General features: G+C 71.4%; 11 protein-coding genes. All 11 read right to left on the reverse strand.

Going from position 1 to position 21149, the window contains the following annotated elements; all coding sequences use genetic code 11:
* Window positions 1-597: acyl-CoA synthetase family protein (locus tag F1609_RS16540; protein ID WP_196785449.1), on the reverse strand; the 597-nt coding region annotated here is incomplete at its 3' end.
* The gene (locus tag F1609_RS16545; protein ID WP_167077514.1) at window positions 587-1438 is read right to left on the reverse strand and encodes a homoserine O-acetyltransferase/O-succinyltransferase family protein; all 852 of its coding nucleotides are present in this window, start codon (window positions 1436-1438) and stop codon (window positions 587-589) included. The genes F1609_RS16540 and F1609_RS16545, both read right to left, overlap by 11 nt.
* Window positions 1435-5376 (reverse strand): non-ribosomal peptide synthetase, encoded by a 3942-nt coding sequence (locus tag F1609_RS16550; RefSeq protein WP_167077515.1) that lies wholly within the window; start codon window positions 5374-5376, stop codon window positions 1435-1437. The genes F1609_RS16545 and F1609_RS16550 overlap by 4 nt, the downstream gene beginning before the upstream one ends.
* 9 nt (window positions 5377-5385) lie before the next feature.
* A complete protein-coding gene (gene glyA / locus F1609_RS16555; protein ID WP_167077516.1) occupies window positions 5386-6738 on the reverse strand; it encodes a serine hydroxymethyltransferase in 1353 nt (450 codons plus the stop codon).
* Window positions 6739-6776: 38 nt separating this feature from the next.
* Window positions 6777-10643: a condensation domain-containing protein gene (locus F1609_RS16560; protein ID WP_167077517.1), complete on the reverse strand. Its 3867-nt coding sequence runs from the start codon at window positions 10641-10643 to the stop codon at window positions 6777-6779.
* A 9-nt stretch (window positions 10644-10652) separates the two neighbouring features.
* Window positions 10653-16877 carry a non-ribosomal peptide synthetase gene (locus tag F1609_RS16565; protein ID WP_167077518.1) on the reverse strand — a complete coding sequence of 2075 codons (6225 nt, stop codon included), beginning with the start codon at window positions 16875-16877 and terminating at the stop codon, window positions 10653-10655.
* A gap of 17 nt (window positions 16878-16894) precedes the next feature.
* Window positions 16895-17602: a thioesterase II family protein gene (locus F1609_RS16570; RefSeq protein ID WP_167077519.1), complete on the reverse strand. Its 708-nt coding sequence runs from the start codon at window positions 17600-17602 to the stop codon at window positions 16895-16897.
* Window positions 17599-17820: an MbtH family protein gene (locus tag F1609_RS16575; protein ID WP_167077520.1), complete on the reverse strand. Its 222-nt coding sequence runs from the start codon at window positions 17818-17820 to the stop codon at window positions 17599-17601. Before F1609_RS16575 ends, F1609_RS16570 begins: the two co-directional genes overlap by 4 nt.
* Entirely contained in the window at window positions 17817-18932 is a 1116-nt protein-coding gene (locus tag F1609_RS16580) for a branched-chain amino acid aminotransferase (RefSeq protein WP_167077521.1), read from the reverse strand. The genes F1609_RS16575 and F1609_RS16580 overlap by 4 nt, the downstream gene beginning before the upstream one ends.
* A gap of 5 nt (window positions 18933-18937) precedes the next feature.
* Entirely contained in the window at window positions 18938-19729 is a 792-nt protein-coding gene (locus F1609_RS16585) for a 2OG-Fe(II)-dependent halogenase WelO5 family protein (RefSeq protein WP_167077522.1), read from the reverse strand.
* Window positions 19730-19781: 52 nt separating this feature from the next.
* On the reverse strand, window positions 19782-20363 hold the full coding sequence (locus tag F1609_RS16590) for a formyltransferase family protein (RefSeq protein WP_370661636.1): 582 nt from the start codon (window positions 20361-20363) through the stop codon (window positions 19782-19784).
* Window positions 20364-21149: the final 786 nt, after the last annotated feature.

Below are 21149 nucleotides of genomic sequence, written 5' to 3' on the forward strand. Positions count from 1 at the left end.
CCAGGCCAGCGGCGCGGCCAGCGCCATGCCGTGCGCCACGGCCACGCCGGGCGCGGCCGGCAGCAGCGCCAGGCGCTCGACGCCCGCCTCGAGCGCCTGCAACACCAGCGGCAGCCAGACGTCGGCGCGCCAGTCGGCCACGATCGCCAGCCCAGCCGCGCCGAGCACGGCGTCCGGCAGGCAGGCGCGCCCGAGGGTGTCGAGCGGATGGGCGATCGCGCCCACCAGCGGCTCGACCAGCACCAGCGCCGCCGCCAGGCAGCGCGGGGCGGCGCGGCCGCTCGCCAGCGCCGCGCCATCCAGGCGCAGCCGCAGAGGCGGCAGCTGCGCACCGAGGCAGGGCGTGGCGCCGGCCAGCCAGGCGGCCAGCACGCCTTCGACCAGCGCCGCCGGCGCGTCGGCGCCAAGGCCGACCAGCTCGTGCGGGCGCACCTCATGCCGCCGCAGTGCATCGACCAGTTGCCCGATGCGCTCGGCCATGGCCGCGCCGCCTTGGCCGGCGAGCACCTCGCGGGCGCCCGCGCCGCGCAGCGCAGCGCAGACCAGCGCGGCCAGTTGTGCGGGCTCGCGCGCCCGCTCGAAGAGCTTAGCTTGCATGCTGGTGCACTCCCTCTGCCATGCCGGCCGGGGCCGGCAGCGCGCGCTTGCGCTCCATCGCCAGGCGCAGCCACGCCGCCAGCAGGGCGCGGCTGTTGGCGCGCCAGCGGTTGAGCGGACGCTCCACGTCGTAGTTGAGCGGGAGCGGCGGATCTTCGCCGCGCTCGCGGGCATTGCGGTATTCCTGCATCAGGCGCTCGGTCGGATAGTCCTGGTGCCCTTGCAGCATCAGGAAGCGGCAGTCGTCCGACACCACCGTGGTGTAGCCGCTGGCCTCGGACCAGTCGAGCGGCAGCAGCTTGCCGGCGTCGACCGCGGCGGCGAAGCCCTCCGGCGCCATTTCCGCGTAGCGGCTCTGGGGCAGCCAGTAGCGCTCGTCCAGCCCGCTCATCAATGGGTGTTGCGGGCGCAGGTTCTGCATCTCGAACACGCCCGACAGCTTGGCCGGAAAATGTTGCTTGTCGATCCCGTAGAACACCTTGGCCAGGACCTGGGCGCCCCAGCACACCCCGGCGATCGAGCCGACCCGGGTGCTGGCGTCGCGCAGCGTCCCCACCACTTCGTCCCAGTAGGCGGCGGCGGTGAAGTCGGGATTGAGGTCCATCGCCGCGCCGGTCAGCAGCAGCGCGTCGCAGCCATCGATGTCGCCCGGGTCGTAGTAGCGGTGGGTCGCGGCCAGGATCTCCTGGTTGCTGCTGCGGTAGGCATGGTTGCGCAGCCGCACCCAGCACACCTCGGTTCCGGCAGGCAAAGCCTGGGCCATATAATCGAAATACACTTCGGCCTGCGGCATCAGGTTGATGATCGCCACGCGGGCATTGGGATTGCTTGCAGTTGTCATGCGCTCACCTCAAGATTGTTGTTTTCGGCGTTCGCCAGGGCCGCCATCAGGCGCTCGGCGACCAGGTGCGGACTATGGCGGACGAAATAATGGTCGCCCGGCAGTACCTGCAGTTCGCAGCGCTCGGCGCACAGGCGCCAGGCGCTCCATTGCCCTGCGTAGCCGCTGGTGAGCGGATCGGACTGGCCGATCAGGCAGGTCAGGGGCGTGCGCACCTTTTCCCCGGCCTGGCCCAGGCGCGCCCGGAAGTAGCGGCGCGCTTCGGCGCCGTCATGGCGCAGCAGGCGGCCGATCGCCTGCGCTTCGGCCGCGCTGAGCTCGCCGAAACCGCCCAGCCGGGCAAAGCCCATGGCCAGGTCCTGGTCGGACTGGCCGGCGAACGGGTCATGTTCGAGCTCGGCGGCCTGGCGCGGCGGATAGCTCGCGCCCACCACCAGCGCGCGCAGGTCGTGCGCCCCGCTTTCGAGGCGGCGCGCGATCTCGGTGGCCAGAGCCACCCCGCCGCAATGGCCGTACACCAGCAGCGGGCGCCCGCAAAAGCGCGCGGCCGCCTGCACCACGGCCGCCGCCACGCTCTCGATCGGCTGCAAGGGCTCGTCGCTGCCGTCGTGCTCGTGGCCGGGCAGGCGCACCGCGTGCACGCTGATGCGCCCTTCGAGCGCCTCGGCCAGGCCCTGGTACACCCCGGCATGGCCGCCGCCGTAGGGCACGCAGATCGCCACCGGGGCGGCCTCGGCGCGCGTGAGCGCCACCAGCACGCCGGCCTCGCGCTGCCCGGCGCCGAGGTGCTCGGCCAAGGCCCGCACCGAACGGTACTGGTACAGCGCGGTGACCGGAATCGGCCGGCCCGGCAGGCGGCAGGCGCGCAGCGCTTTCAGGGAATTGCCGCCCAGGTCGAAGAAGCTGGTGCCCACGTCGAGCAGTTCCGGGTCCATCCCGAGCACCCCGGCCCAGTGGCGCGCCAGGGCTTCTTCGAGCGCATTGGCCGGGGCGCTGCGGCAGGACGTGCCGGCGGCGAACTGCGCGGGCGGCAGGGCGCGCCGGTCGATCTTGCCATTCGCGCTCAGGGGCAGCTTGTCGAGCAGCACGAACGCTTCCGGCACCAGGGTTTCCGGGAGCCGCTGGCGCAGCCAGGCGCGCAGGGTCGCGCCCAGGGTGTCCGCGCCCGGCCCGGCCGCCACCACGTAGGCGGCCAGGCGCCGCTCGCCGGCCGCGTCGGCCGGGGCGCTGACCAGGCAGGCCGCCACCAGCGGGTGGCTGCGCAAGGTGGCCTCGATCTCGCCAAGCTCGATGCGGATGCCGCGGATCTTGACCTGGAAATCGATCCGCCCGATCAGTTCGATGGTACCGTCGGCCCCGAAGCGGGCCAGGTCGCCGGTACGGTACAGGCGCTCGCCCGGGACGCCCGGCCAGGGGTGCGGAATGAATTTCTCGGCGCTCAGGCCAGGACGCTCGAAATAGCCGGCGGCGATGCCGGCCCCGCCCAGCAGCAGCTCGCCCGGCACCCCGACCGGCGTGGCCTCGAGGTTCTGGTCGACGATGTAGGCGCTCTGGTTGCCCATCGGCTTGCCGTAAGGAATGCTGCGCCAGGCCGGGTCGACCGCGCCCACCGGGAAGGTGAGCGAATCGATCGACAGCTCGGTGGCGCCGCCGGCGCTGACCACCTGCGCCTGCGGGAAGGCGGCGCGCACCCGGTCCGGCATCGACAGGGGAATCCAGTCGCCGTCGAGCAGGGCCAGGCGCAGGCCGGGCGCGCCGTGGCCGTGGCCGTCCTGCGCGGCGGCATCGGCAGCCGTCTCGAGCAGGGCGTCCATCAGCGCCGGGGCCGAGTGCCACAGGGTGATGCCTTCGCGCCCGAGCAGCGCCAGCCAGTGCGCCGGGTCTTTCTCGTGTCCGGGCGAGGGGAACACCAGGGTGGCGCCGGCCTGCAGGGTCCAGAACAGGTCGCACACCGAAATGTCGAAGCTCAGCGACGAGACGCACAGGGTACGGTCTTGCGGGCCGATGTTGAACATGCGGCAGTAGTCTTCGACGTTGTTGACCCGCCCGCGGTGGTTCAGCATCACGCCCTTGGGATGGCCGGACGAGCCGGAGGTATAGATCACGTAGGCGAACGCATCCGGCGACACGTCCAGCGCCAGCGGCTCGCCCGGCAGCGCGGCGTAGCGTTCGCGGTCGGCGTCGAGCGCGATGCGCGCCAGTTCCAGCCCGGCCGTGGCGGCGCCGCCGCTGCCCCAGGTGAGCAAGACCTTCAGGCGCGCATCCCCGGCCATGTAGGCGATGCGCGCCGGCGGATAGGCCGGGTCGAGCGGCACGTAGGCCGCCCCCGCCTTCATGATCGCCAGCATGCCGATCACGGTGGCGGCCGACTTGTCGGTGCACAGGCCGACCCGGTCGCCCGGCCCGACCCCCTGTTGCTGAAGATAGCGGGCCAGCTGGTTGGCGCGGGTGTCGAGTTCGGCGTAGCTGAGCCGTTCGTCGCCGGCCACCAGCGCCAGCTGCTGCGGGCGCAGGCTGGCCTGGCGCTCGGCCAGGCCGTGCAAGGTCTGGCGCTCGGCGTACGGGAAGGCTGTCGCGTTCCACTGGCCCAGCATGCGTTCGGCATGCGCTCCGGCCACCGGCGCCACTTCCCACATGAAGCGCTGGGGCGCGCTGCCCAGGCGCTCGACCAGGCTGTGCAACTGGTCCAGCATGGCCGCGGCCACCTCGTCGTCGAGCCGGTGCTGGTAATAAGTCAGCACCAGCATGATGCGCTCGCCGGGAAAGGCGCGCACCGCGAGCGGGTAGTTGGTCGGCCCGGTCCAGCTGTAATCAGTCAGGCGGATGCCTTCCCAGCTTTGCAGGTGGCCTTCTTCGAGCGGGTAGTTCTGGAAACTGAGCAGGGTTTCGAACAGCGGGTTGCCACGCTGTAGCGGCGACAGTTCCTGGATCCGGCCCAGCCCGGTGTATTGATGTTCCTGCACTTCGAACAGGGCGCGCTGGAGCGCGAGCAGCCAGTCGCCGACGCGCGCCTGCGGATCGATGTCGACCAGCAGCGGCACGGCATTGATGAACAGGCCGACCATCTGCTCGACCCCGCTCAGTTCGGGCGGGCGGCCGGCGGTGGTGGTGCCGAACATCACCTGGCGCTCGCCGCTGTAGGCGCCCAGCAGGCGCGCCCAGGCGCCATGCACGAGCGCACTGAGCGAGACCCCCAGCCGGGCGCAGCTGGATTTGACGAGCTCGCTGGCGCGCTCGTCAAGCTGGACCGACAAGGTCACCTCGGCCTTGCCGCCGCCTTCGTGCACGCCCTGGCCGCGGTCGACCGCGAGCCGGGTCGGCGCGCTGCAGCCGGCCAGGTAGCGTTGCCAGAAGCGTTCGTCGGCCTGCTGGTCGCGCCGGCGCAGATAGTCGATGAAGTCGGCGAACGGGCGCGCCGCCGGCAGCACCGGGGGCCGTCCGCAGCGCACCAGTTCGGCGTAGCAGCCGAGCACTTCGTGCAGCACCAGGCCGAAACTCCAGCCGTCGAGCAGGATGTGGTGGTGGCTCCAGACGAACAGGTGGTGCGCGGCGTCGAGCTGGCGCGCGGTCAGGCGCATCAGCGGCGCCTTGGCCATGTCGAAACCCTGGTCGCGGTCGGCCTGCAACAGCGCCTGCCAGGCCTGCTCCGGCGCCGCCTGCGCACGCCAGTCGGCCCAGTCGAGCGCCAGGCGCACCTGGCGTCCGACCACCTGCATCGGTTCCTGCGCCTGCTTGTAGGCGAACGCGGTGCGCAGCACCGGGTGGCGCGCCAGGACCCAGTTCCAGGCCTGCTCGAACGCGGCGCGATCGAGCGTGCCGCGAATCGAACAGCAGATCTGCTCGAAGTAGGTCGGTTCGCCCGGGCGGCTGACCGTGTGGAACAGCAAGCCCTGCTGGAGCGGGGAGAGCGGATAGACCGCCTCGATATGTGTGCTCATGGGGGCTTCCTAGTGGGCTTGGTCGATGGCGCCGTCGTACGGCAGCGGGAAACGCTGGCACAGCGCGTGCACTGCGGCCGAGACCTCGGCCCGCACCGGCTCGGGCAGCAGGGCCTCGCCGCCGGCGCCGACGCCGGTGTGGCGCAGCACCTCGTCGATCAGTTCGGCCGCCAGGGCCATCTCGGGCGCCTGCATGCCGCGCAGGGCCGCCGTGTTGGTGCCCAGGCGTACGCCGCTGGCGACCTGGGCCCCGCGCAGGTCGCCCGGGATCTTGTTCTTGTTGACCAGGATCCCGCACGACTCGAGCGCCGCCTGCGCCACCAGGCCGTTGATGGACGAGCGCACCCGGAACAGCACGATGTGGTTGTCGGTGCCGCCGCCAACGACCTGGTAGTCGCGCGCGGCCATCGCCGCCGCCAGCGCGTCGGCGTTGGCGCGGATGCGCAGCGCCAGTTCGCGAAATCCCGGTTCCAGCAGGCGCCCCATGGCGCGCGCCTTGGCCGCGATGGTGTGCACTTCGGGCGAGCCCTGCATCAGCGGGAACACCGCGCTCTGGATCCGCTCGGACAGGCTGCGCTTGCCGTCGTCGCTCACGGTGGCGGCGTCGCGGCCCATCATGATCAGGGCCCCGCGCGGGCCGAACAGCTGCTTGAAGGTGCAGGTGGTGGTGAAATGGGCGGCGTCGATCGAGCTCGGATGCAGGCCGGCCGCGACCAGGCCGGCGATGTGGGTGATGTCGGCCAGCACGAAGGCGCCGACCTCGTCGGCGATGCCGCGGATGCGCTCGAAATCGATGGTGCGGGTGTACGAGGTGGTGCCGCACACGATGAGGCGCGGGCGGTGTTCGCGCGCCTGTTCGCGCAGCTGCCCGTAGTCGATCAGACCCTTGCTGTCGAGGCCATAGGTATGCGAGCGGAACAGCCGTCCGCTCAGGTTGGCCGGCGCGCCATGGGTCAAGTGCCCGCCCTGGTCGAGCGCCAGTCCGAGGATGGCCTCGCCCGGCCGCAGCACCGCCTGCATCACCGTGTGGTTGGCGAAGCTGGCGCAGTGCGGCTGCACGTTGACATAGGCGGCGCCGAACACTTTCCGGGCGCGCTCGATGGCCAGGCGCTCGGCCTGGTCGACATAGGTGCAGCCGGCATGGTAGCGGTTGCCCGGATAGCCCTCGGCGGTCACGTTGACGATGCTCGCGCCGGCCGCCGCCATCACCGACGGATCGGTGCCCCCGCACGACGCGACCAGCGACAAGGTGTTGCGCTGGCGCTCGTGTTCGCGTTCGAGGATCTCGTACAACACCGGATCGTCGCGCCGCATGGTGGTGACGCCGTGGGCCAGGTAGTGGCCGATGTTAGTCGATTGCATTTTCTTGTCTCTCTTTGGTTAAGAAAAATGGCCGGGCGCTACCAGGCCAGATCGTGCAGCAGGTGATGAATGGAGTCGTCCGGCTGGAGCAGACCGGCTTCGAGGAGCGCGCACCAGTCCTGCCAGAAACTGTCGATGGTGGCGCGCTCGAACAGCGCGCTGCGGTAAGCCAGGATGCCCTCCAGGCCGCCCTGCGCGGTTTCCCACAGCACGGCGGACAGGTCGAACCACGCCACGGTCCCTTGCGGCGGCAGCGCGCGCAGCGCGGCCTGGCCCAGGCGCAGCTGGGCGTCCGCCCCCGGCGCGTTGCCCTGCAGCGAAACGAGGGTCTGCACCAGGGGCGAGCGGGCGGCGTCGCCGCCGGCGCGGACTTGCTCGACCATCAGGTCGAACGGATGGCGCTGGTGTTCGAGGGCGGCGTTGAGCGCGCCGCGCACCCGTTCGAACAGCACCCGGAAGCTCGGCTCGCCGCTGGCGTCGATCCGGATCGGCAAGGTGTTGATGAAACAACCGGGCAGGTTTTCGGCGTCCGGATGATGGCGCCCGGCGCTCGGCACGCCGATCAGGAAATCCTCGGACTGGGTGAGGCGCGCCAGCCAGGCCGCGTAGCCGGTCAGCAGCCAGGTAAACAGGGTGCCGTGGGCGGCCCGCGCCGCCTCGCGCAGGCGCGCGGTCAGCGCGGCCGGCACGGCCAGCGGCAACCACGCCCCGGCATCGTCCTGGCGCGCCGCGGGCGGGAAGTCGGTCGGCAGCGCCAGGGTGGCCGGCGCATCGGCCAGCACGCGCTGCCAGTGCTCGCCGTCGCGCTGGCGCTGGGGCGACAGCGCCAGGCTGCGTTCCCACGCGGCCCAGTCGCCGAACTGCAGCTTGGGCGGCGCCACCGGCGAGGCTTGTCCGGCCAGCGCGGCGGCATAGTCGCACTCCAGTTCGCGCAGCAGCAGGTTGAGCGACCATTCGTCGCAGATCGCGTGGTGCAGCACCAGCTGCAGGCATCCATGGCCGCTCGCGCCCCGCTCTTGCAGCAGCAGCACGCGCCAGGCCCCCGGCGCGGCCAGGTCGAACGGGCGCGCCGCGTGGCGCAGCAGGAGCGCGGCGGCGTCCTGCGCCGGCGTGCCGGCCACCTCGAAGTCGACCGCAGCGCCGGCGTGGACCAGCATCGTCAGTTCCCCGTCGTCGAGCGCAAAGGCCGAGCGCAGGATGTCGTGGCGCGCCGCCAGGCGCTGCAGCGCCGTGCGCAGCGCGTCCGGGTCGAGCGCGCCGTCGAGCCCATACGCGGCCGAGACGTTGTAGGCGCCGGACTGCGGGTCGAGTTGCTGGAGCAGCCACATGCGCCGCTGCGAATGGCTGGCCGGGAAGCGGGTGCGCCCCGGATCGCGCTGCGGGCCCGCCTCGCGGGGCTCGCCCGCGGCCTGCGCCTGCGCCTGCGGCGCCAGGGTGCGGATGTGCGCCGCCAGCCCCGCCAGGGTCGGGTGGTCGTACAGCGCATTGAAGTCCAGGTCGACCCCGAACGCCTGCTTGACCGCGTTGGCCAGCTGGGTCTGCATCAGCGAATCGCCGCCCAGGTCGAAGAAATCGTCGCCGCTGTCGATGCTGCCGGTTTCCAGCAGGCGGCGCCAGATCGCCGCCAGCGCCTGCTCGGTGTCGGCGGGGACGGGGGCGGGGGCGGGCGCGGCCAGGGATGGCTGGTGCGGCTGGGCCAGCCCGCCAGCGTCGGATGGCTGCGGCGCGTCGGTCCAGCAGCGCAGCGCCTCGAACAGGTCGGTGGGCACGCTGGCGCGGCGGCCGTCGCCGCTGCCCAGGCGTGCCAGCGCCTGCCAGTCGAGCGTCACGCCGCAGCGGTACAGCACGGCCAGCGCCGCCAGCAGGGCGCTGCGGGTCGCGGCGCCGGCGCCGGCCAGCGCGGCGCCATGGCGCAGCGGCGCCACTTGCGTGGCGGCCGTTGCCAGTTGCCCCGGCCAGGGAGCCAGGTACACCGGCTCGCCCTGCTCCGCGATGGCCGCGAACGCTTGCGCCAGGCGCCCCGCATCGGGCGCCGCCGGGCTTGCCTGCACGGCGGCCGCCGCCGCCGCTGCGGCCAGGCTCGATTGGCCGCGCAGCACGTCCAGCAGCAGGTTGCCGCTGCCATGGCCGATCAGGTTGCGCTCCGATACGCCCAGTTCCAGCAAGGTGCGCACCAGCACCAGCTTGTGCAGCAGCGCGTCGGCGTGCGCGCGCAGCGCCGGGTCGAGCGCGTCGAGGCGCGCGCGCTCTTGCGCGCACCAGGGGCGCAGGCCGGGCGCGAGCATCAGGCAGGCGTCGGCCGTGGCGGCGTCGACCGCGCCCTCGTGCGCCAGCAGCATGACCGGGACCGCTTCCGGACAGCGCTCCAGCGCCTGCGTGCCGGCCGCGATGGCGTGCAGCGCCGCCGCCGCTTGCGCGCCATCGAGCGCGCTCAGCGTGGCACGGTAGGGGCCATGGTCGCGCCCGGCCGCCTGCACCCAGGCCAGGTCGGCCAGGGCGGCGTCGCCCTTCTCTTCCAGGTAGGCTGCCAGGCAGGCCGCGTGACGCCGCAGCGCCGCAGCGCTATGGGCGGCAAGCAGCGCCAGGACCGGCTCGCTGCGCTTGCCGGGGCGCACCGGCGCCTGCGCCTGCGGCGGCGCCTGCTCCAGCACCAGGTGCACATTGGTGCCGGTCATGCCGAAGGCGCTGACCCCGGCGCGGCGCGGCGCGGCGCTCGGCCAGTCCTGCGTCCGGTCCGACAACAGCAGCGCCGAGGTGGCGCTCTCGAGCAGCGGATTGGGCGTGCGGAAATGGGCCGAGGCATAGCGCCTGGCGTGTTTCAGCGCCAGCACCGCCTTGAGTACGCCGGCGGCGCCGGCGGCGCTATCGAGGTGGCCGATATTCGATTTCACCGAACCGAGCACGCAAAAGCCGGTACGCGCGGTGCTGCGCGCAAAGGCCGCGCTCAGGGCCTTGTACTCGATCGGGTCGCCAAGGCGGGTGCCGGTGCCATGCGCCTCGATCAGGCCGATCGAGAGCGGATTGACGCCGGCCGCGCGCCAGGCCTCGACCAGCAATTGCTCCTGCGCTTCGGCGCTGGGAGCGGCGAAGCCGTTGCTGCGGCCCCCATCCTGATTGCGCGCCCCGCCCAGGATGACGGCGTGCACCGGGTCGCCGTCGCGCTGGGCCGCAGCCAGCGGCTTGAGCAGGTACACCACGCCCCCTTCGCCCAGGGCGGTGCCGTCGGCCGCCTGGTCGAAGCTGCGGGCGCGCGCGCCGGGCGACAAAATGCCCTCGTTGCCGGCCACCAGCGCCAGCGGCGGCCGGCTCATCAGGCGCACGCCACCGGTCAACGCCATCTCGGCCTCGCCGCTGGCGAGCAGGCGCGCCGCTTCCAGGATCGCGCCGAGCGCCGAGGAGCAGGCGGTGTCGAGCGTGAACGCCGGACCGTGCAGGTCGAGCTGGTAGGCCACGCGTCCGGCCTGCGCGGCCGGCAGCAGCCCGGTCACCAGCGGCGCCTCCTCGTGCGCGAGCAGCGCCGAGTAGCTCTCGCTGGCGGCGCCGAACACCACCGCGGTACGGCTGCCGCGTACGCTGTCGAGGGCATGGCCGGCATCCCAGATGGCCTTGCAGCTAAGCTGGAGCAGCAAGCGCTGCTGCGGGTCCATCTGGCGCGCTTCGCGTAGCGACATGCCGAAAAACCCATGGTCGAACAGGTCGATCCGCTCCAGCAGCGCGCATTCCGAGAGCGCCTCGGCCGCGCCGAAGGCGCCGTCGCGGCGCCGCGACGGCGGCACCGGGGCGACCAGGTCGCGCCCCTGTTCCAGTGAGGCGGCCAGTTGCGCCAGGTCGGCGCCGGCGCCGGCACCGGGCAAGGCGGCGGCGATCCCGATGATCGCAATCGGTTGGTTGGCAAAGGTGTGCATTGCTAGCTCCTATAAGCGAAAACTGAAGTCGGCGGCGGCCGGCCGGCCCGCGCCGGCGTGTTCCAGCGCCGCGGCGATCGCCGCGACCGTGTTCAACTGGAACAGGTCGACCAGCTTGAGCGCGCCGCGATAGCGCTGGTCGATGCGGTCGAACAGGCGCGTCATGCTCAGCGACGTTCCGCCGGCGGCGAAGAAGCTGACGCTGCGTCCCACCTCGGCGCCGAGCACCTCGCGCCAGAGCGCGGCGACTTCCTGTTCCAGCGCACCGCGCGGGGGCGCGGCGGCGGCGCCGTCGGCGTGCGGCGGCGCGGCCAGCGCGGCCAGCGCTTTGCGGTCGAGCTTGCCGTTGCGGGTGAGCGGGAAGCGCTCGACGAACTGCAGCCAGGCCGGCACCATGTAGGCCGGCAGGCGCGCCGCCAGACCGGCCAGCAGCGGCTGCGGGTCGAAACGCTGCGCACCGGTGACGAAGCCGACCAGGTACTGGTCGCTGGCGCCGCGCTCGAGCAGCACGGCGGCGTCGGCGATGCGCGCATCGAGCCCGGCCAGCACGCGCTCGATCTCGCCCGGTTCGATGCGGATGCCGCGCAGCTTGACCTGCTCGTCGATCCGGCCCAGATAGTCGAGGCGGCCGTCGCCGCTCCAGCGCGCCAGGTCGCCGCTGCGGTACATGCGCGCCCCGGGCTCCTGCGAGAAGGGATCGGGCAGGAACGCTGCGGCGGTCATGCCGGGCCGGTTCAGGTAGCCACGCGCGACGCCCTGCCCGCCCAGGTACAGTTCGCCAGGCACGCCCACCGGCAAGGCGTTCAGGCCGGCGTCGAGCACATACGCGCGGGTGCCGGAGAGGGCGCGGCCGATCTCCGGGGCGCGCCCCGGGGCCGTATCGGCGCAGTCGTGCACGGTGGCGCACACGCTCGCCTCGGTCGGGCCATAGCCGTTCCACAGGCGCACGCAAGAACGCCAGCGCTGCGCCAGCTCGGCCGGCAGCGCCTCGCCGGCCAGCACCACGCAGCGCAGCGTCCCGGCCGCCGGCGCCAGCAGCGCCAGGTTGGACGGCGGCAGGGTCAGGTGGGTGATGGCGCGCTCGGCCAGGGTGGCCGCCAGCGCCGTGCCGGGCAACAGCGCGTGCGCGGCGGCCGTCAGGTGCAGGCAGGCGCCGCTCAGCAGCGCCATCGCCACATCCCACACTGAGGCGTCGAAGCTGACCGGGGCGTATTGCAGCACGTGGGCACCGGGGCCGGCGCCGAAACTGTCGCGATGCAGCGCCTGCAGCTGAGCCAGCCCGCGATGGCTCAGCATGACCCCTTTCGGCGCGCCCGTCGAACCGGAGGTGTAAATGATGTAGGCCAGGTGCTCCGCGCTCAGGCGCGCGCCCGGCAGGGCCACGCCGGGGTCGGCCTCGGGAATGGCGTCGGCCAACAGGCACGCGTGCGGCGCCAGGCCCAGCCGCGCCGCCTGCGCGCCGTCGGTGATGTGCAGGCGCACGCCGGCGTCGGCCGCGAGCGCGCGCAGGCGCTCGTCCGGCAAGAACGGATCGAGGCAAAGGAAGGCGGCGCCGGCCTTGGACACGGCCAGCAGGGCGACGATCGCCGCGCAGCTCTTGGGCAGCAGCAGCGCCACCCGGTCTTCCAGCGCCACCCCGGCGCCCACCAGGGCGCGCGCCATGCGCTCCGAGGCCAGGTCCAGTTCGCGGTAGCTGAGCACGCCGTTGTCGTCGCGCACGGCCGGCGCATCGGGCCAGGCCGCCGCCTGGGCGGCGAACAGCGCGGGCAAGGTTGCCGGCAGCGGCGCGGCGCCATGCGCCACGGGCGGCGCCGCGCCCAGCGCCAGGCGCGAGAGCGGCGTGCGGGCCTGCCCGGGCGCCTGCGCCAGCAGCGCTTCGTAGCAGTCGGCCATGGCGCCGATGGTGGCCGGCTCGAACAGGTCGCTCCGGTAATCCCAGGCCGCGTGCCAGCCATCGTCGTCGCGCCCAATCATCAGCGTGACGTCGTACTGGGTGGCCAGCGGCGGCACGTCCACGCTGGCGCAGCGCAGGCCGGTGGGCAGGCTGCGCGCGCGCACTGTATCGTTAAGCACGAACATGGTCTGGATCAGCGGCGTGTGGTTCACGCTGCGCTCGACGTCGAGCGCAGCGATGACCAGTTCGAACGGCGCGCGCTGGTGATCGAAGGCGGCCAGGCTGTCCTGGCGCGTGCGCAGCAGCAGTTGTTCGAAGCAGGGGTCGGCGGCGAAACCGGCGCGCAGCACCAGGGTGTTGAGCAGGCAGCCGACCACCTCGCCGGCGCCGGCCACGTCGCGGTTGGCGATCGGCGTGCCGACCAGCACCTCGTCCTGGCGCGACAGGCGCGCCAGCAAGGCCTGGTACACGCTGAGCAGGGCCACGAACGGGGTGGCCCCGAGCGGCCGGGCCAGCGCCAGCAGGGCCGCGAGCGCCTGCCCGTCGAGGCGGCGGCGCAGCCGCTCGCCGCGGTACGACGAGGCCTGCGCCGGCGCATGGTCCCAGGCCAGCTGCAGGCGCGGAGGCAGGCCGGCCAGGTGGCCGCGCCAGTAGTCCAGGTCGGGCGCGAGCAGCGCCGGCCGGTCCAGGTGGGTGCGCTGCCAGCGTGCGTAGTCGCGCGTCGACAGGGCCGGCGCCGGCGCCGGCGCATTGCCGGCGCGCACGGCGTTGTAAGCCTCGAACAGCTGGTCGAACAGCAGCTCGATCGACCAGGCGTCGGCCACCAGGTGGTGGATCACCAGGCCCAGCACCGCCGCCTCCGGCGCGCGCAGCAGCACCCAGCGCGCCGGCGCTTCGCAAGCCAGGTCGAACGGGCTCTCGAGCAGGCCGCGCAGGACCGGGGCGCAGGCTTGCAGGCTGTCGATGCCGGATTCCTGCAGCCAGGCCGCCTGCCCGGCCACGGCGCGTTGGCGCGGGACGCCGTCGGCGCCGCTGTCGACGCGCAGGCGCAGCGCTTCGTGGCGCTCGGTCAGCCATTGCAGGGCGCGGCGCAAGGCCTCGGTGTCGAGCGCGCCGTCGAGGCGCACGGCGGCGCCGATATTGAGCATGGAACTGTCCGGACGCATGCGCTGGAGCAGCCACATGCGCTCCTGGGCGAACGACAGCGGCGCGGCGCCCTGGTCGGCGCTGGCGACCAGTGGCGCCACGTCGGGTTCCTGCATGCGCAGCTCGTCGGCCAGCGCCGCCAGGGCGCGCACGGTGCGGTGCTTGAAGATATCGGACAGGCGCAGGCGCACCTGCAGCCGTTCGCGCACGCCCACCAGCAACTGCATCGCCAGCAGCGAATGCCCGCCGAGCGCGACGAAGTCGGCGTCGGCGCCGAGCGGGCCGACCTTGAGCACCTGCGCCATCAGCGCGGCCAGTGCGCTTTCGCTGGCGCTGGCCGCGCCGGCGCCATCCTGGCCGGGCGCGGCCGCGCCGGTTGCGGGCGCGGGCAGGAGCGCGCGCTCGATCTTGCCGTTGGCATTGAGCGGAAACTGCGCCAGCCGCACCAGGTAGTGCGGCACCATGAAGGCCGGCAGCTCGTCCGCCAGCGCGGCGCGCACGGCCTCCTCCCCGGCCGCGCCGGTCCAGTAGGCCACCAGATGCTCGGCGCCGCCCACCGTGCGCACCAGCACCAGCGCCTGCTCGACGCCGGCCACCGCGCGCGCCCGGCTTTCGATCTCCGCGGTCTCGATGCGGAAACCGCGCAGCTTGACCTGATGGTCGAAGCGCCCCAGGTAGCGCAACTGGCCCTGCTCGCTCACGCGCACCCGGTCGCCGGTGCGGTACATGCGCCCGCCCGCCAGGAAGGGATCGGGCAGGAAGCGTTCGGCGCTCAGGGCCGGCCGGCCCAGGTAGCCGAGCGCGACCCCGGCCCCGCCCAGGTACAGTTCGCCGTCGGCGCCGAGCGGCGCCGGCAGCAGCCGGCTGTCGAGCACATACGCGCTGGTGCCGTCGATCGGCGCACCGATGGCCGGCTCGTCGGTAGCGCCGCGCGCCACTTCGCACCAGGTCGAGTAGGTAGTGTCTTCGGACGGCCCGTACAGGTTGAACACGCGCACTGCGGGCGCGGCGGCGTGGATGGCCTCGACCAGGGTCCTGGCCAGCGCTTCGCCGGCCAGGTTGACCACCCGCACCTGGCCGGCCAGGGCGCCGGCGCGCAGCAGCTCCGTCATCGCCGACGGTACCGTATTGATCAGGGTCGGCACCGGCGCGGCCTGTTCAACCAGGTCGAGCACGGTATTGACCAGGCGCACGGTTCCGCCGCGCGCCAGCGGCAGGAAAATCTCGAACACCGACAGGTCGAAGCAGACCGAAGTACTGGCCAGCACCATCGACAGGTGCTGCGCGCCGAACGCGCCGGCGGCCCAGCCGAGAAAGGCGCGCAAGGCCCGGTGCGGGATCGCCACGCCCTTCGGACGCCCGGTCGAGCCGGAGGTGTAGATCAGGTAGGCCGTGCTCTCCGGCGGCGCGGCCGGCCAGGCCGGGCAGGCGCCCGGCTGCGGCGGCGCCAGCGCCGCGAGGTCGAGCAGGCTGGCCACGCCCGGCGCCAGCACGCCGCGCGTGGCCGGCTCGACCAGGATCAGCGCGCAGCGCGCATCCTCGGCGATAAACCCCAGCCGGCCGGGCGGATAGGCCGGGTCGAACGGCACGTAGGCGGCCCCGCAGGCGAGCACCGCGAACAGGCTCGCCACCAGGTCGGACTGGCGGCGCAGGCAGACCCCGACGAAGTCGCCCGGCCCGACCCCGGCCGCCTGCAGGCCGGCCCGGATCGCGGCGATGCGCCCGGCCAGTTCGGCGTAGCTGAGCGTGCGTTCGGCGTGCAGCGCCGGCGCGTCCGGCTGGGCCCGGGCCTGGGCGGCAAAGGCGGCGACCGGATCGAGCGGCGCCGGCATGCGCTGCGCCAGGCGCAGCGAGGCCAGCACGGCCTGTTCGGCCTGGGTCGCCGGAAGCAGGGCGGACCAGGCGCGCGCGGGCGCCTCGAGCAGCGCCGTCAACAGCATGTGCCAGTGCGCGAGCATGCGCCGGGCCAGCGCTTGCGGCACGGTGTCGGCGCGATATTCCAGTGCCGCATACACCCCGGCGGCGGCGCCGTCCGCGCCGGCGGCCAGCGCGGCGTCGATCTGCAGCGTGAGGTCGAACTTGGCATGGCTGTGCTCGACAAAATGCCAGGCCGCCCGCACGCCCTCGATGTGCGGCAGCGGGCACGGGCCCGGCTGGACCACGAGCATCGATTGCAGCGGGAAGCCGCCGAGGCGCTCGCCGAGCGCGTCGAGCGGCACGTCGAGCGCGCAGGCGTCGAAGGCCTGGTCGCGCACGCGCCCGACCAGCGCGCTCCAGGTGTCGGCAGGGTCGACCCGCACGCGCACCGGGACCGTATTGACGAACAGGCCATAGGTGTGCGCATCCTGTTCGTGCGCGCGCCCTGCCACCGGGACCCCGAACACGACCTCCTCCTGGCCGGTAAACCGGGCCAGCAGCACCGCGTAAGCGGTGGCGTACAGCACGAATGGCGTGGCGCCGTGATGGCGCGCCTGCTGCTCCACGCGCGCCACCAGCGCGGGTGCCAGCGGCATGCGCTCGGTTGAGGCCGGGGTTGCCTGCTCCAGGCGCACGCCGGCGAAGGGCAAGTCGAGCACGGGGGAGGCGCCGGCGAGCAGCGCCGCCGCCTGATCGAGCTCGGCGGCGAATGCGCGGCTCGCCAGGCGCGCGCTTTCGCGCGCCACCGCGTCGCGGTAGTCGCCGGGGACGCTGTCCCAGCGCGGCCGGGCGCCGCGCGCAATGGCGCCGTAGGCTTGGCCGAGTTCGGCGAACAGCAGGCCCGACGACCAGCCATCGGTAACGATATGGTGGATGCTCAGCACCAGCAGCGCCTCGCGCTCGCCGAGCATCAGCAGGCTGGCGCGGTACAGCGGGCCGCCGGCCAGGTCGAAGGGCTGCGCCAGTTCCCCGTCGAGCCAGGCGCGCACGGCGCCGCGATCGCACTGGTGCACGGCCAGGCGCACGGGATGGGCGGCCGGCGGCAGCACGCGCTGGGTCAGGCCGGCGCTGTCGAGATCGAACACCGCGCGCAACTGCGCGTGGCGCTCGACCAGCGCGGCCAGGGCTTGTTCCATCCAGGCCGCATCGATGCGGCCGGCCAGGCTGATCGCCTCGGTCACGGTGTAGGCGCGGCTGTCCGGATAGCGGTGCTGGAGCGCCCACAGCCGGCGCTGGGCCGAGGATGCGGCAAAGCTGTTGCTGTTATCACGAGGCATCGTCAGATCTTCCTCAGTCAGGTGAGCGCGGCATCGGCCAGCGCGTCGTGCGCCAGGTCGGCGCGGATACCGCGGCAGATGCTGGCGCGTTGCGAACGGATGACGAAGTGGTCGCCCGGGTAAAGCCGCACGCGCGCCCCGTTGGCGCCGAGCCGGGTCCATTCGCGCAGGTCGGCGCCGGGGACGAACGCGTCCGCTTCGGCGCCGAACACGGTGAGCGGGCAGCGCACCGTTTCTTGCGGCGACGCCTGCCAGGTTTCCACCACGCGGAAATCGGCGCGCAGGATCGGCAGGAACATCGACATCAGTTCCGCATTGGCCAGCACGTCGGGGTCGGTGCCGCTCATCGCCGCCAGCTCGGCGGCGAGCTGCGCATCGGACATCTGGTGGCGCAGCGGCGGCACGGGCGGCAGGAAGGGCGCGCGCGAGCCGCCCACGAACAGCCGCCGCAGGGTGCGCCCCTGCCCTTCCAGGTGGCACGCCAGCGCATGCGCGACGGTCGAGCCGAAGCTGTAGCCGAGCAGCGCCAGCGGACCGGGCGTGTCGCACTGCCGGGCCAGGTCGGCCACCAGTTCGGGCATACTGTGCAGCAGCGCCTCGCGATAGCGCCGCCCACGCCCCGGCAGTTCGGCGCCGACCACCTGCGCCACCGGTCCCAAGGCCTCCTGCCAGCCGCGGAACACCTCGCTGTCGCCGCCCGCATAGGGAATGCAGAACAGCATCATTGGGCGTCCGCCTGCTCGCGCAGGCTGCGCGGGCGCATGTCGGACCAGTGCGCCTCGATGTAGTCGAGGCAAGCCTGTTTCGGCGCCGGCGCCGGCCCCGTGGCGCGCCAGCCGGCGGGCAGGCCGCGGTAGGAAGGCCAGATGGAATACTGCTCCTCGTCGTTGATCACGACCTGGTACAGGGGTTCGTTCATGCTCTCGTTCAGGCTATCGTTCATGGCTGTTTCCTTGTGCCTACCGGCCATTGCCAGCCCTTGGGGGCGGGCGCCAGACCGTGATGAATTTCCAGGAGGGACTTGCGCAGCAGCGGCGCCACGCTCGGGGCCGGCAGGGGCAGGCGCAGGCCGGACTCGTCGCCGAGCGCCTCGACCGAGGCGATCACCGCGCCCGTGCCGCAGCCGAACACTTCGATGTCGGCGCCGCCGCCGATGGCCTCGACCAGGGCATCGATGGCGATCGGCCGCTCTTGCATCGCCAGGCCGAGCGGGCCGGCCAGCGCCAGCAGGCTGTCGCGCGTGATGCCGGGCAAGATGGTGTCCGACAAGGGGGGCGTCAACAGCGTCTCGCCCCAGCGCACGAAGACATTCATCGCGGTGAATTCTTCAAGGTGGGTGCGACTGTTGGCGTCGAGCCAGAGCAGTTGGTGAAAGCCTTGTTCGCGCAGGGGCGCGGCGGCCGCGAAACTGGCCGCGTAATTGCCGGCCGCCTTGACGTTGCCGGTGCCGCCGGCGCCGGCGCGGCTGTAGCGGCGCTCGATCCAGGCCTTGATCGGCGTGGTGAAAAACGCGTCCGAGGGCGTGGCCACCACCACGAAGCAGTATTCGGTCGAAGGCGTGACCGAAAGGTGGTCGGTGATGCCGAACATGGCCGGGCGCAGGTAGAGCGACTGGGCCAGGCGCTCCGGCACCAGCTTGTCGAGGTGCGCCACCAGTTGCTCGAGCGTTTCGACGAACACCTCTTCATCGATGCGCGGCATGCCCAGGCGCTGCGCCGAGCGGTTGAAGCGGCTGGCATGGTCGTAGGGCCGGAACAGCAGTGCCGGGCTCTGGAACAGCGCGCCGAGGTTGCGGTACGCCTTCATGCCTTCGAAAATGGCTTGCCCGTAGTGCAAGGCCTGGGCGTGCGGCGCCAGCTGGAGCGGCTCGAGCGCGGTCAGGCGTGGCGTTTCCCAGGCCCCGTCGCGGTAGTAGGCAAGCGCCATGATGGGCGCCATCAGCGTGCCGAAGCCGAGCGGGTCGGGCAAGCGCATCTGCTCGACGCCGGCCCTCAGTTCGCTGCTGGCAGGCGCGATCCGGCCGCACCCGGCCGGCGGTTTCATAACAGTAGACATGGTGATTAGCTCCAGCAAAGCAGTGGCTGTTCGCTACCGCGGCTTCCAACGAAACCGGACACGGTAATGCGGCGTCCGGCGGTGATTTTGCGCACGGCGTGGACATACGCCGTATTGATCATGACCAGGTCGCCGACCTGGGGGTGGATCAGCAGCGAGCGGCCCGGCAGGCGCTCGCGGTCGTAACCGTAGCTGCCCTCGTAACGCCCGCCCAGGCCGGCGTATTCTTCGTCGCTGACGACGTGGTCCCACGCTTCCAGGCCGCCGCCCTCCTCGGCCACGTCGAGATAGATGTTCACGCCGATCTGGCCGAGCAGGTCGATGCCTTTCATGTCCTCGCCCTGCTCGCGGCGCAGCACGTCCTGGTGCGGCAGCGCTTCGCTGTTGGTGCGCCACAGGCGCGTGGCGCCGAACGGCGTCTTGCGTCCGCCCATGCGCAGCAGGCCGGCGCCGCCCTGCCACGCCTCGTCGAGCGTCACGCGCAGCAGGTCGATGGGCGAGGGATGCGGCGCGCTGAAGCGCCGCAGCCGCCGCTGCAGCGGCAACGCGGCATCCAGGTAGCGGTCGCGGCGCCGATTGTCCTTGGCCACGCTCCAGTAAGAGTCGACGTTGCTTTCGTAGATGCCCGCGGCCACCGCATTGTCGATTTCCTGGTACAGCAGATCGGACAGGGTCTTGGCATACGCCGGGTTGTAGAAGTGCGGCACGCGCACCGCGATGTGTTTCATGCTAAACAGATCGGCCAGCACTTGCTCGTCCAGGACATCGACCGTGGCCAGCTTGGAATGCAGTTCCATTGAACCTCACCAATTTCGTTAGTTGTCGAAAAAATGCAGCCAGCGGCGCCGCTCAGGCGACCAGGGCCCACTTGTTGGCATCCGTGACGAAGACGCTGTCCGGTCCGGGCAGGGCCACCAGTTCGGGCTTGAACAGCAGCGGCGCGTCCATCGACGGCTCCCAGCTGGCCAGCTGCTCGTCCTGCGGCACCATGATGCGCAGGCCGCCGGCCAGGTCGTTGACCACGCGTAGCAGGAGCTGGACGCCGAGCGGCGCCAGCTGGTCGCGCCACAGGCTTTCCACGCTGGCCTCGGGCGGCACCAGGATGTGTTCCTGCGCCGCGATCGGTCCGCCATCGGTGCGTTCGGTCAAGTGATAGACCGTGCCGCCGGTGACCTTGTCGCGATCGCGGATGGTCCACTTGATCGCATCCCTGCCGCGGTGCAGCGGCAACAGGCTGGGGTGATAACCGATGGCCGCCACCGAAGCCCGCGCCCGCGTCTGGCGTCCGATGAAGGCGTGTGAATGGGCACTGACGATCACGTGCACCTTGTCGGGAATATTGTGCGCACGCAACTCGCCAGCATCGGTCCACGGCAGTTCATGCCTCAGCGCCCAAGCCCTGAGCCGGTCGATGGTCGAAATATCTTCCACCGTTTTTCCTTTGCGCAAACGCGGAGAGGCAATACCCCTGATCGAATGGCCAGCCCCATTCAAGGCTTCAGCGACTTGCACCGCAAAAACGCCGCTCCCGGAAAGAAAGATATTCACACGCCCCCCTTAGAAATAAGCAATAAGATGCCGCGGCGATCAGGATGTTTATTTCCTTATCGCAATATTAGATTAATGGGTTGTATTAAGATGGACTAAACGAAACGTAGATTATTGGCAAAATTCTTCTTTGTCAATAATTTATTAAGGTTAATTTTTTTGAAATTAAATCCCGCGGCACATAAATAAATCAAGGATATTGATCTAGAACAAACAATATGCAAAAAGACGCCGGCGCGCTGGGCTCCTCCTATGACAGCAGGCATTCGCCGCAAGGCAGCAGCCGCGCGCCACTTATCTGAAAGGCATAAGAAGGATATGCCATGCGCATAAAAGAGGGCGCACCGGCGATCAAGCGCGGAGGGGTTTATGTCATAAACCGGTGCCGCATTTAACAATGCCGGCGATTAACTTGCAGCGCGCATGATTTTTTTATCGGATAGCGCCGCATTAATCTGTCATATAAGTTTTCATTTAAATCGCATGGCGCCGGCACCTGCCATTTCCAGCGGTGCGTGAATACCGCTTATGCGCCCGGCATGCGATTTAACTTATTATCAAAACGCTTTTACATTCTTGTTTCAAGCATATGGAAAAGCGCGGCGAGAAGGCCGGGATCGTTTCAGGAACAGGATCGGGAGCGAGGAGCGCCGCACAGCGCGCCGACAC

The sequence above is a fragment of the Massilia aquatica genome, from assembly GCF_011682045.1.
GTDB classification, from domain to species: Bacteria; Pseudomonadota; Gammaproteobacteria; order Burkholderiales; family Burkholderiaceae_D; genus Telluria_A; species Telluria_A aquatica.